General features: G+C 71.2%; 10 protein-coding genes. 7 read left to right on the top strand and 3 right to left on the bottom strand.

The annotated features are described in order from the left end of the window. Positions 1-60 precede the first annotated feature (60 nt). Positions 61-1,179 carry a cell division protein ZapE gene (gene zapE, locus AC1DZ6_RS08340; RefSeq protein WP_477096730.1) on the bottom strand — a complete coding sequence of 373 codons (1,119 nt, stop codon included), beginning with the start codon at positions 1,177-1,179 and terminating at the stop codon, positions 61-63. 227 nt (positions 1,180-1,406) lie between these two features. Next, the gene (locus tag AC1DZ6_RS08335; RefSeq protein ID WP_477096729.1) at positions 1,407-2,318 is read right to left on the bottom strand and encodes a LysR family transcriptional regulator; all 912 of its coding nucleotides are present in this window, start codon (positions 2,316-2,318) and stop codon (positions 1,407-1,409) included. A 114-nt stretch (positions 2,319-2,432) separates the two neighbouring features. Here AC1DZ6_RS08335 and AC1DZ6_RS08330 point away from each other — a divergent pair, with 114 nt between their 5' ends. Further along, on the top strand, positions 2,433-3,182 hold the full coding sequence (locus AC1DZ6_RS08330; protein WP_477096728.1) for an SDR family oxidoreductase: 750 nt from the start codon (positions 2,433-2,435) through the stop codon (positions 3,180-3,182). A 94-nt stretch (positions 3,183-3,276) separates the two neighbouring features. On the opposite strand, the gene AC1DZ6_RS08325 is transcribed toward AC1DZ6_RS08330, so the two are convergent. Next, on the bottom strand, positions 3,277-3,912 hold the full coding sequence (locus AC1DZ6_RS08325; RefSeq protein ID WP_477096727.1) for a hypothetical protein: 636 nt from the start codon (positions 3,910-3,912) through the stop codon (positions 3,277-3,279). 110 nt (positions 3,913-4,022) lie between these two features. Here AC1DZ6_RS08325 and AC1DZ6_RS08320 point away from each other — a divergent pair, with 110 nt between their 5' ends. The 6 genes from AC1DZ6_RS08320 to AC1DZ6_RS08295 all read left to right on the top strand — a co-directional run. Further along, on the top strand, positions 4,023-4,877 hold the full coding sequence (locus tag AC1DZ6_RS08320) for a 1-acyl-sn-glycerol-3-phosphate acyltransferase (protein WP_477096726.1): 855 nt from the start codon (positions 4,023-4,025) through the stop codon (positions 4,875-4,877). Continuing rightward, positions 4,874-5,329 carry a tRNA (adenosine(37)-N6)-threonylcarbamoyltransferase complex ATPase subunit type 1 TsaE gene (gene tsaE, locus AC1DZ6_RS08315; protein WP_477096725.1) on the top strand — a complete coding sequence of 152 codons (456 nt, stop codon included), beginning with the start codon at positions 4,874-4,876 and terminating at the stop codon, positions 5,327-5,329. The genes AC1DZ6_RS08320 and tsaE overlap by 4 nt, the downstream gene beginning before the upstream one ends. Beyond that, complete coding sequence (gene amgK / locus AC1DZ6_RS08310) at positions 5,319-6,356, top strand: N-acetylmuramate/N-acetylglucosamine kinase AmgK (RefSeq protein WP_477096724.1); 1,038 nt, start codon at positions 5,319-5,321, stop codon at positions 6,354-6,356. The genes tsaE and amgK overlap by 11 nt, the downstream gene beginning before the upstream one ends. Then, the gene (murU, locus tag AC1DZ6_RS08305) at positions 6,353-7,090 is read left to right on the top strand and encodes an N-acetylmuramate alpha-1-phosphate uridylyltransferase MurU (protein WP_477096723.1); all 738 of its coding nucleotides are present in this window, start codon (positions 6,353-6,355) and stop codon (positions 7,088-7,090) included. The genes amgK and murU overlap by 4 nt, the downstream gene beginning before the upstream one ends. Positions 7,091-7,092: 2 nt before the next feature. Then, on the top strand, positions 7,093-10,092 hold the full coding sequence (gene addB, locus AC1DZ6_RS08300) for a double-strand break repair protein AddB (RefSeq protein ID WP_477096722.1): 3,000 nt from the start codon (positions 7,093-7,095) through the stop codon (positions 10,090-10,092). Between the two features lie 226 nt (positions 10,093-10,318). Continuing rightward, positions 10,319-12,204 (top strand): UvrD-helicase domain-containing protein (locus AC1DZ6_RS08295; protein ID WP_477096721.1); only part of this gene is annotated, 1,886 nt, incomplete at its 3' end.

Raw genomic sequence — 12,204 nt, 5'->3', positions numbered from 1 at the left:
GTCGGAGAGCAGCCGGGTCTCGTGGACGCGAACGCGGTCTTTGACGCTCATCGGGCTCTCCTAATCCCTGATCCGGGCCACATAGTCGGCCGAACGCATTTCCTGCAGGCGCGACACCGTGCGCTCGAACTCGAACGAGCCGTCGCCGGCCGGGTACAGGGCCTCGGGCTCGCCATGGGCCAGGGCCACCAACTTGGCGTCGGCCTCGTAGAGCGCGTCGATCAGGGTGTTGAACCGCTTGGCCGCGTCGCGCCGCTCGGGCGTCAGCAGCGGCACGTCTTCCAGGAACAGGGTGTGGAAGCGCTCGGCGATCGCCAGATAGTCCTGTGGTCCCAAGGCTTGCTGGCAAAGACTGGCGAACGAGGCGCGCAGCAGGCCGCCGGCCGCGCGGGGGAAATGCATCTTGCGGCCCAGCACCTCGATCTTCGCGCCGGTCTCCTCGGCCCCGTCCAGCATGTCGGCCCACAGGGCGTCGAACGCGGCGAGGTTGGTCTTGTCGTCCGGCGCCAGCCAGGTGCGGGCGGCGCGCAGGCGGTCGAGGCGGAAGTCCACGGGCCCGCGCACGGCGACGACCTCAAGCTTCTCCTTCAGCATCTCGATAAAGGGTACGAAGAGCTGGCGGTTGAGGCCGTCCTTGTAGAGGTCGTCGGGCGGACGGTTGGAGGTGGCCACCAGGGTCACGCCCTGGGCGAACAGGGCCTCGAACAGCCGGCCCAGGATCATGGCGTCGGCAATATCGGTGACCTGCAGTTCGTCGAAGCACAGCAGGCGGGCGCCCTCGGCGATCAGGTCGGCGGTGGGCGCGATCGGGTCGTCGCCCTTGTGCTGGCCGAAACGTGCCTTGCGCTCGGCCGCGTCGCCCTTGCGCCAGGCGTTGATGTGCTCGTGCACCTGCGCCATGAACACATGGAAGTGCACGCGGCGCTTCCTGGTCACCGAGGCGCTGTCAAAGAACAGGTCCATCAGCATGGACTTGCCGCGCCCGACCGGTCCCCACAGATAGACGCCCCTCTGGCCCTTGGGCTTGCGGCCGAACAGCGAGAAGCCGGGCTCGCCGGCGTTGTCGAGGTCGGCCTCCAGCCGCGACAGGGCATCGACCGCGGCGGCCTGCGCGACGTCGGGCTTGATCTCGCCCTGGGCCAGGCGTTCTCGGTAGGCGGTGCGGACGGATGTGGGCATCGCCGATCCGGTTAGCGCGGCGAGGCCGGCGGGGGAAGAGCCAAGGCGCCTGCTAGAGCTAGGACGCCCTCGCGCCTTCTCCCCTGTTGTCATCCCGGAAAGCGCGCAGCGCTTGTCCGGGACCCAGGGGGGCCGCACCGCATGAGCCCAGTCAACTGGGTCCCGGACAGCCTCTGCGAGGCTTCCGGGATGACAACCTATTTTGGACCGCTGATAGCTCGAAGCCCCTACGCCCGCCCCGGCGCCCGCAGCCGGCCGCGCATGAACTCGACGAAGGCCCGCAGCGGAGCCGAGGCGCCCAGGCGGCTGGGATAGTAGAGATGCCAGGCGGTCGGGCCGGCCAGGTAGGGATCCAGCACCCGCTGCAGCCGTCCGGCCATCACGTGCGGCATGGCCAGGGGCTCGGGCTGATAGGTCAGGCCCAGGCCGTCGATCGCGCTCTTCAGCAGGAAGTCGAAGTCGTTGACGCTGATCGCGCTCTCGACCGCCACCTCGAACTCGCGGCCGTCCTCCTCGAACTCCCAGCGATAGTTGTTGCGGCGGGTGGTCTGCAGGACGTTCAGGCAGGGATAGCCCTTCAGGTCACGTGGGTGCTCGGGCCGTCCCGCGCGCTCCAGCAGGGCCGGCGCGCCGACCACGCAGAACCGGAAGGGATTGGAAACCCGGACGGCCACCATGTCGGGCGCGATCATCTCGCCCATGCGCACGCCGACGTCGAAGCCCTCCTCGATGATGCTGATCGAGGTGTCGTCGACCACGATCTCCAGCCGTACGTCCGGATAGGCGCGAGCGAAGTCGGTGATCACCGGGGCCAGCACCATGCGCAGGGCCAGGCGCGAGGTGGTCAGGCGGACCAGGCCCGCCGGCCCCTCGCCCAGCGAGCGGGCCGAGAGCGTGGCGGCCTCCATCGCCTCGACCGCCGGCTGGGCGCCTTGCAGGAAGCGCCGCCCGGCCTCGGTCAGGCCGACCTCGCGGGTGGTGCGGGCGAACAGCACCACGCCCAGCCGAGCCTCCAATTGCTTGACCGCGTGGCTGACCGCCGCCGGCGTCACGCCCAGATCGGCGGCCGCCACGGTGAAACTGCGCCGCCGCGCCACGGTGGTGAAGGCCACGACGCCATCCAGCAGGTCGCGCTGCATTATCAAATCCTGTTTGAAGCAACGTTCAAACTATCAAGGATTATCGCGAGGCGGTCGAGCCCTCATCTTCTGGCCACGGGGCGAGGACGCTCCACCGGAACAAGGAGAACCGCCATGACCACCACCAACAACATCGCCGGCAAGGTCGTCGTCGTCACCGGGGCCAGCAGCGGCCTGGGCGAAGCCACCGCCCGCCACCTCGCCGCCAAGGGCGCCCGCCTGGTGCTGGCCGCCCGCCGCCTCGACAGGCTGGACGCCCTGGTCGCCGAGATCGTCGCCGCCGGCGGCCAGGCCATCGCCGTCCAGACCGACGTCACCGTCAAGGCCGACGCCGACGCGATGATCGCCGCCGGCCTCAAGGCCTTCGGCCGCATCGACGTTCTGGTCAACAACGCCGGCTACATGGCCATCGCCCCGATGTCGGCCGCCCTGACCGACGAGTGGGACAAGATGATCGACATCAACATCAAGGGCCTGCTGTACGGCGTCGCCGCCGCCCTGCCGGTGTTCGAAGCCCAGGGCTCGGGCCAGTTCGTCAACATCAGCTCGATCGCCGGCCGCAAGGTCTTCAGCCCAGGCGGCACGGTCTACAGCGGCACCAAGTTCGCCGTGCACGCGATCTCGGAAGGCCTGCGGCATGAGGTGGGCTCCAAGATCCGGGTGACCGTGATCTCGCCCGGCGGGGTCAACACCGAGCTCAAGCACGGCAGCTCCGACGCGGAGTCGCTGAAGGCCTTGGACGCCTTCTACGAGATCGCCATCGGCCCCGACGCCATCGCCCGCGCCGTCGCCTATGCGGTGGAGCAACCGGCCGACGTCGACGTCAGCGAAATCGCCGTCCGCCCGACGGCGCAGGATTTCTAAGAGTCCGCCCGGGGACATGCCCTTGCGGCGTGTCCCTTTCCGGGGTGCCGACCTTGGCTGGGGACACGCCGCAAGGGCGTGTCCCCGTCCGCCCCTAGGCGCCCAGATCCTTCCGCACGAACCGATACGTCTCGCGCTTCTCGCAGGCGCAGGCCTTCATCTTGCCGTCCGGGGTCCACCAGACCAGCAGCGGATAGGCGAAGTTCACGCCGTTGGCCTTGAGCAGCGGGCGAAGGTCCTCGACGGTCTTGCGGCCGGCCTCGATCACGGCGGTGCGGGCGACGTCGCCGTCGGCCGGGGCGATGCCGGCGGCCGTCCAGGCCTCGACCGGGGTGGCGTCCCACTTCTCCGACAGGGCCCAGCTGCGGTTGACCCACATCTCGGCCACGGTCGCCCGCTCGGCCGGCGTCGATTTGGGCACGCCGTTGCGGTCGGCGCGGGCGATCTCGATCAGGCGGGTGTCGACCCCGGCCTTGTGCAGGCCCGGATATTCTTCGGCCTTGAACCGCACGCAGTCGGGGCAGGTGCGGAAACTGACCATGTAGAGCTTGGGCCCCTTCAGCCCCGGCGACACCCAGCCGGCGGTCTCCAGGATCCTGGCGATCTCGGCCTGGTTCTTGGTGATGGTCTTGGGCCGCCAGCGCAGCTCGATATTCCAATAGGCCCAGGCGCCCGCCCCGACGGCGGCGATCACGACRATGGCGACAAGCCAGCGGCCAAAACGCTTCATGCAAGAACTCCCTCTTCCCCAGCCCCTAACGTCCGACGTCGCGAACGGTCCGTCAAATTTGCCGTGACCCTCGCCTTGGAACCGCGCCCGGCCTTCTCTAGAGTCGGCCAATGACCATGCCGCAGGCCATCGAACCGGCCCGCCCCCACATCCTCGACACCCTGATCGCCGAGCGGGCGCCGAAGCTGTGCGGCTCGCGGGTCTGGCCGCTGGCGCGCGGCCCGCTGCACGCCCTGCTCAGCTACGRCAAGGCCCGCGCCCTGGTCGAGGCCGTCGCGCCGATGGGCGGCCACGAGGCGATGGCCTACGTGTCCGACCTGCTGAGCATCGACGTGAGCGTTCAGGGTCTCGAAAACCTGCCGGCCAACGGCGCGGCCCTGGTGATCTGCAACCACCCGACCGGCATCGCCGACGGCGTGGCGGTCCATGACGCCCTGAAGGCCCGGCGGCCCGATCTCACCTTCTACGCCAACGCCGACGCCCTGCGGGTCTGCCCGCGCCTGGACGAGGTGCTGATCCCGGTCGAGTGGGTCGAGGCCAAGCGCAGCCTGCCGCACGTGCGCCAGGTGCTGGAGCGCACCCGCGCGGCGTTGAAGGCCGAGCAGGCCCTGATGATCTTCCCCGCCGGACGTTTGGCGACCAAGATCCAGGGCCGGCTGACCGACCGACCCTGGCAGTCCTCGGCCGTGTCGATCGCCCGCTGGAGCGGCGCGCCGATCGTGCCCATGCACTTGACCGGACCCTGGTCGACCCTGTTCCACCTGTTCAACGGCCGTTCGCAGGAGCTGCGCGACATCACCCTGTTCCACGAGATGCTCAACAAGCGCGGGCGGCGGTTCGCGCTGATCGTCGGCAAGCCGATCGCGGCCAAGGCGCTGGACCCCGACGCGGCCATGGCCACCGGGGCGCTCAAGCACTTCGTCGAGCGCGTGCTGCCCTCAAACCCCGACGCGGTGTTCGGATGATCGAGATCGCCCTGCCCGACGAGGCCGCCACCCAGGCCCTGGGCGCAAAGCTGGCCTCGGCCCTGCGCCCCGGCGACGCCGTCTGCCTGACCGGTCCCCTGGGGGCCGGCAAGTCGACCCTGGCCCGCGCCCTGGTCCGCGCCCTGACCTCGCCCGACGAGGAAGTGCCCAGCCCGACCTTCACCCTGGTGCAGTTCTACGACGGTCCCGACTTCCCGGTCGCCCATTTCGACCTCTACCGCCTGACCGATCCGGACGAGGCCTACGAGATCGGGCTGGAGGAGGCGCTGGAGGACGGGGCGGCCCTGATCGAATGGCCCCAGCGCCTGGAGGGGCGCCTGCCGCCTGACCGACTCGCTATAGACATCACCCCCATGGGCGAGGATGGACAGGTGCGCCGCGCCGTCCTCACGCCGCACGGAACCTTCGAAGGACGCAAGCTTGAGCTCTGATCGCGAAACCCTCAAGGCGGCCTTCCTGTCGGCCCACGGCTTCGGCGACGCGCGTCGCGAGCTGCTCAGCGGCGACGCCTCGACCCGGGCCTATGAGCGCCTGCATCGGGACGGCCAGAGCTTCATCTTCATGGACCAGCCGCCGGCCCTGGAGAGCGTGGTCTGCCCGCCGGGCGCCAGCGACGCCGAGCGCATGGCCCTGGGCTACAACGCCGCCGCCCGGCTGGCCGCCGGCTCGGTCGCCGCCTTCGTGGCCACCGCCGCCTATCTGCGCGATCGCGGCCTGTCGGCGCCCGTCATCCTGGCCCACGACGTCGAGGCCGGGTTGGCGGTGCTGGAAGACCTGGGCGACGGCCTCTACGCCACCCTGATCGCCGACGGTAAGGACGAGACCCCGCTCTACGAGGYCGCCGTCGACGTCCAGGTCGCCTTGCACGGCGAGACCCCGCCGGACGTCCTGACGGCTGAGGGCGGCGTCGCCTGGCCCCTGCTGACCTACGACACCCTGGCCCTGAAGATCGCCACCGACACCTTCCTGGAGTTCTGGCCGAAGTTCTCGGGCCTGGCGCCGTTCAGCGACGCGGCCGTCGCCGCGTGGAACGCCCTGTGGGCCCCGGTCTGGGTCCGCGGCGAGGCCGGCGCCAGCGTCTTCACCCACCGCGACTATCACGCCCAGAACCTGCTGTGGCTGCCCGGCCGCGAGGGCGTGGCCCGCGTCGGCCTGCTGGACTTCCAGGACGCCCTGCGCGCCCACCCGGCCTGGGACCTGACCCACCTGCTGCAGGACGCCCGCCGCGACGTGTCGCCGGAGCTGGAGCAGGCCATGCTGGACCGCTACCTGGCCGCCTCCAACGCCGCGCGGATCCTGGGCCGGGTGTTCGCCCGCCAGGCCCTGCTAGGCCGGCCGCAGTACGAGGCCTACATGCCGCGCACCTGGCGCTATCTGGAGCGCAATCTGGACGATCCGGCCATGGCGGAACTGAAGGCCTGGTTCGACAAGTACGTGCCCTCGGAGTTCCGTCGATGAGCGCGCCCCCAGAAGCCCCCAAGATCGCCATGGTCCTGGCCGCGGGCCTGGGCACCCGCATGCGCCCCCTGACCGACGACCGGCCGAAAGCCCTGGTCGAGGTCGGCGGCAAGGCGCTGATCGACCACATGCTGGACCGCCTGGCCGCCGCCGGGGTCGAGACCGCCGTGGTCAATGTCCATTATTTCGCCGACCGGCTGGAGGCGCATCTCGCCGCGCGCGTCGCCGCTCACCCCCTGCCCCGCATCGTCATCTCCGACGAGCGGCCCCAGGCCCTGGAGACCGGCGGCGGCGTCAAGCACGCCCTGCCGCTGCTGGGCGACGATCCGGTCTGGGTGGTCAATATCGACTCGGTCTGGATCGAGGACGAGCCGGCCCTCGAGGCGATGGCCCGCGCCTGGGACCCGTCCAGGATGGACGTCTGCCTGATGCTGGCCTCGACCGCGCAGTCGCTGGGCTTCCACGACACGGGCGACGTCTTTCTGGAGGATGACGGCTCCGTCCGCTTCAAGACCGCCGGCGAAACCGGGCCGTTGGTCTATGTCGGCGTCCATATCACCAAGCCCCAGATCGTGACCGACGGTCCGGACGGTCCGTTCTCTCTGACGCCGATCTGGCGGACCCTGGCCGCCGACCACCGCGTGCACGGCGTCGCGCCGCGGGGTGTCTGGATGCACGTCGGCGACCCCGGCGCGCGGGACATCGCCGAGGCGCGGCTGGCCGGAAGAACCTGACCATGCCCGGCCCCTTCGATCGCCCCCCCTTCGATCGTACAGGGCCGCGCTGGTTCTCGATCCCCGCCCACCGGCCCTTCGTCGAGGACCTGGCGCGCGGACTGCTGGAGGCCCTGGCGCCGCTGGGACCCGAGGCCCTGCCCGCCGCCACCGTCCTGACCCCCACCCGCCGCGGCGCCCGCGCCCTGGCCGACGCCTTCGTGTCTGCGGGCGGCGGCAGGGCGCTGCTGCTGCCGCAGATCCGGCCCCTGGGCGACCTGGACGAGGGCGAGCCGCCGTTCGAACCGGGCGAACTCTCCCTCGACCTCCCGCCCGCCGTCTCCTCGCGCCGCCGCCGGTTCGAGCTGGCCCGGCTGGTCGCCGACAACAGCCATCTGCTGTCATTCCAACCCCAGGCCGGCCAGGCGCTGGAGATGGCCAAGGCCCTCGCCGAGTTCCTCGACAGCTGCCAGATCGAGGAAGTGATCACCGACGACGGCCGCCTGGACGGCCTGGCCGAAGGCGACCTGGCCCAACACTGGCAGGTCTCCGCCCGGTTCCTGAAAGCGGTGCTGACCGCCTGGCCCAAGCGCCTGGACGAGATGGGGTTGATCGACGTCAGCGACCGGCGGGTCCGGCTGCTCAATGCGCTCTCGGACCAATGGGAAGAGAACCCGCCGCAGGGCGTGCTGATCGCCGCCGGCTCGACCGGCACGGCCCCGGCCACCGCCCGGCTGCTGCGGGTGATCGCCGGCCTGCCGCAGGGCGCGGTCGTGCTGCCGGGCCTGGACGACGGCCTGGCCGACGACGCCTGGGACCAGATCGAGGGCGTGCAGGGCGAACAGCATCCGCAGGGGGCGATGAAGCGCCTGCTGGACGGCGCCGAGGTCACCCGCGCCGACGTCCGTCCCTGGTGGCCCGAGGCCGACAGCCGGGGCCGCTGGCGCCGCCGCCTGATCAACGAGGCCCTGCGACCGGCCCAGGCCACCGCCGACTGGCTGGCCCAGATCGACCGCCTGCGCGCCGAAGCCCCCGGCCTGGACCCCATCGAGGAGGGGCTGAAGGGCCTGTCCCTGGTCAACGCCCGCACCGAGGAGGAGGCCGCCGTCGCCTGCGCCTTGCTGCTGCGCGAGGCGCTGGAGACCCCCGGCCTGACCGCCGCCATGGTCACCCCCGACCAGGAGCTGGCCCGACGGGTCAACGCCCGGCTGGTGCGCTGGGGCGTGATCCCCGACAGCTCGGCCGGCGCGCCCCTGGCCGCCAGCCCCGCCGCGATCCTGGCCCAGCACGTGGCGGGTCTGGCCGTGGACCGGCTGGATCCGGTGCGCCTGCTGGCCGTGGCCAAGCACCCGCTCCTGCGCGGCGATGTCGAGGTCACCCGCGACCTGGAGCTGAAGGGCCTGCGCGGCCCCGCCCCTCGCGACGCCGCCCAACTTCTGGAACGGCTGAAGGACCATCCCGACGCCAAGGCCCTGGTCGAGCGCGTGCTGGCCGCCGCCCACCGGGTGGCAGCGCCCTATGTCGCCGATCCCAAGGCCGGACAGCCGGCGGCGGCGGCCCGCGCATTGGTCGAGGCCCTGGAGGCCCTGGCCGACCCGACCGACCTGTGGGCGGGCTCGGCGGGCGAGAGCCTGGCGGGCCTGCTGTCGTCGCTGATCACCGACGGCGTCGCCCTGCCGCCCGCCTCGGCCATCGGTTTCGCCGACCTGTTCGATCGGATGGTCAACGAGGAGACCCTGCGCACCGGCGGCGCCACCCATCCGCGCCTGCGGATCTTCGGGGCCATCGAGGCGCGGATGGTGCGGGCCGACCGGCTGATCCTGGCCGGATTGGAGGAGGGGATCTGGCCGCGCGGCGCGCCGATCGACCCGTTCCTGTCGCGGCCCATGCGCGCCAAGCTGGAATTGCCGCCGCCCGAGCGCCGCATCGGCCTGACCGCCCACGACTTCGCCCAGGCCGCCTGCGCGCCCGACGTGATCCTGGTCCACAGCGAGCGGCGCGGCGGCGCGCCGGCCGTCGAGAGCCGCTGGCTGTGGCGGCTGAAGACCCTGGCGCGCGGCGCCGGCTTGGCCCTGACCGAACGCCCCGACGTGCTAGCCTGGGCCCGCGATCTCGACGCGCCCGGCCCCTACGATCCGATCAAGCGCCCCGCCCCGACCCCGCCGGTCGCCGACCGTCCGCGCAAGATGGCCGTCACCCGGGTCGAGGCCCTGACCCGCGACCCCTACGCCGTCTGGGCCCGCGACATCCTCAAGCTCTATCCGCTGGACCGCCCCGACGAGCCGGTCGAGGCGCGGGCGCGCGGCACGGCGATCCACGCGGCGTTCGAGACCTTCGCTTTGGACCATCCCGGCCCGGTGCCGCCGAACGCCGCCGAGATCTTCGCCGGCCTCTATCTGGGCGAACTGGAAGCAGCCGGCATGCCGCCCGCCGCCCTGGCCCGCGAACGCGCCCTGGCCCGCGAGGCCGCCCTGTGGGTCGCCGACCTGGAGACCCGTCGCCGCGCCGGAGCCGAACGCATCGTCGTGGAAGCCGCCGGCGCGCTGACCTTCGACATCGGCGGCCGGCCGTTCACCGTCACCGCCAAGGCCGACCGCATCGAACCCACCGCCGATGGCCTGGCCCACATCCTCGACTACAAGACCGGCGCCGCGCCGTCGAAGAAGCAGGTCGAGACCGGCTTCTCGCCCCAGCTGACCCTGACCGCCGCCATCCTGCGTGAAGGCGGGTTCAAGGACATCGGCCCCCGCGAGCCGGGCGACCTGACCTATCTGCGGGTCACCGGCCGCAAGCCGGCGGGCGTCGAGGAGGTGCGGGCCGCCGCCGGGATCGACAGCCAGGAGGCGGCGATCAAGGCGCTGAACGGCCTGCGCGAGCTGATCGAGCGCTACGACAATCCGAACCAGCCCTATCTCTCCCGCGTCGCTCCACAGTTCGTGCATGACCACGTGGGAGACTACGGCCACCTGGCGCGGGTGTTCGAATGGTCGACCAGCGGCGATGACGGGGAGGGTTCGGAGTGAGCCTCGCCCTGCTCAATCAGTCCCTCCTCCTGTGGGCGAGGGGTATTGCAAATAGCTGGTACGCAAAAATCTTGTCATCCCGGACAAGCGAAGCGCAGATCCGGGACCGCCGGAAGCGCCTGCGTTCACGTGTCGGTCCCGGATCTTCGCGCTGCGCGCTCGTCCGGGATGACAACCGCGTCTTGGCGATCTGCGATAGCCCTGGCCACAGAGGGAGGGCCTGACCATGTCCGACGCCCTGACCTTGCAACCCGACCCCCAGCGCATCGCCGCCGACCCGGCGATCTCGGCCTTCGTCACGGCCAATGCCGGCTCGGGCAAGACCAAGACCCTGATCGACCGGGTCGCGCGGCTGCTGCTGGCCGGCTCGACGCCCGAGGCGATCCTGTGCGTGACCTACACCAAGGCCGCCGCCGCCGAGATGCAGCGGCGGCTGTTCGAGCGGCTGGGCGAATGGTGCGTCACCCCCGACGTCAAGCTGCGCGAGCAGTTGGGCGCACTGGAGGGCCGCGATCCCACCAGCTTCAGCCACAAGAACCTGTCCGAGGCCCGGGGCCTGTTCGCCAAGGCGCTGGAGACGCCGGGCGGGCTGAAGATCCAGACCATCCACGCCTTCTGCGAGAAGCTGCTGCGGCGTTTCCCGCTGGAGGCCGGGGTGTCGCCGGGCTTCCAGGTGATGGACGACAGCGCCTCGGCCGCCATCGCCCAGGGCGCGCTGCGGCAGGTGGCGACCTATGTCACCGACCACGACGACGCCTTCGCGGTGGCCTATGCCCGGTTCTCGGTGGCCCTGGACTTCGCCAGCTTCGAGGCGATGTTCGCCACCTTCGAAAGTCAGCGCGGGGCGATCGGCGAGTATCTGGACAAGGTCGGCGGCCTGCAGGGCGCGGTCGACGACGTCTGGAAGGTCTGCGGCTTCCACTACGGGGCCAGCAGCGTCGAGGACGTCATGGCCGAGGCGATGGCCGAACTGGACCGCGACCTGTGGCGCTCGGTCGCCGACGTTCTGCTGAACGGCACCAAGACCGATATCAAGTGCGCCGGCCAGCTTCGGGCCGTGGCCGGCGATCCCGACGCCGATCTCGACCAGGCCCTGGCGGCGCTGTTCACCGAGAAGGGCGCCGGCACGCCCGCCACCTGGCCGGCCAAGACCTCGGGCCTGAAGGCTCATGAGGACCTTCGCGAGCGCCTGCTGGCCGAGCAGGAGCGCCTGGCCGAGGCCCGCGAATGGCTGCGCGCCGCCCGGGTGGCCGAGGACAGCAGCGACGCCCTGCGCCTGGCCGCCCTCTACGTCACCTCGCACCAGATCGAGAAGGACGCCCGGGGCGCGCTCGACTTCGCCGACCTGATCGACAAGACCAAACTGTTGCTGACCGAGAAGGTCGACGCGGCCTGGGTGCTGTACAAGCTGGACGGCGGCATCGACCACATCCTGCTGGACGAGGCCCAGGACACCGCCCCCGAGCAGTGGGCGATCCTGCGCGCCCTGACCTCTGACTTCTTCGCCGGCGCGGGCGCGGTGCGCTGGCGGGCCTCGCACCAGGGCGAGACCCAGGACGCCCGCACCCTGTTCGTGGTCGGCGACGAGAAGCAGTCGATCTATTCGTTTCAGGGGGCCGACCCGCAACGCCTGCTGGCCGAGACCCAGAGCTACATCGCTCAGATCACCGACGTCGGGCGGATCGGCAAGTCCGTGCCGCTGATCACCTCGTACCGCTCGACGGTGGAGGTGCTGAGCTTCGTCGACGCCCTGTTCTCGGCCCCCGAGACCCGCTCGGGCGTACCGGCCCCGGCGGGCGAGGACCTGGTGCGTCACACGCCGTTCCGCGTCGACCACAAGGGCTGCGTCGACCTGTGGCCGCTGGAGCGCGAGCTGCCCGGCGAGGAGCGCGAGGCCTGGGACGCCCCCCTCGACGCCGAGAGCGAGCACGGCGCCAACCGCCGCCTGGCCGAGAAGATCGCCATCGAGATCCAGGCCCTGATCGCCCGCGGCGACGCGGTGTTCGACAAGGAGACCCGCCAGTGGCGGCCGGCCCATCCCGGCGACATCCTGGTGCTGGTCCGCCGGCGCAAGGCGCTGTTCAGGGCCCGCAACACCTCCTCGAACAGCGC

The organism is Caulobacter sp. P1_B12_2, from assembly GCF_056406675.1.
The sequence above is the reverse complement of the archived record's forward strand: the minus strand, read 5'-3'. Positions and strand labels throughout refer to the sequence as shown.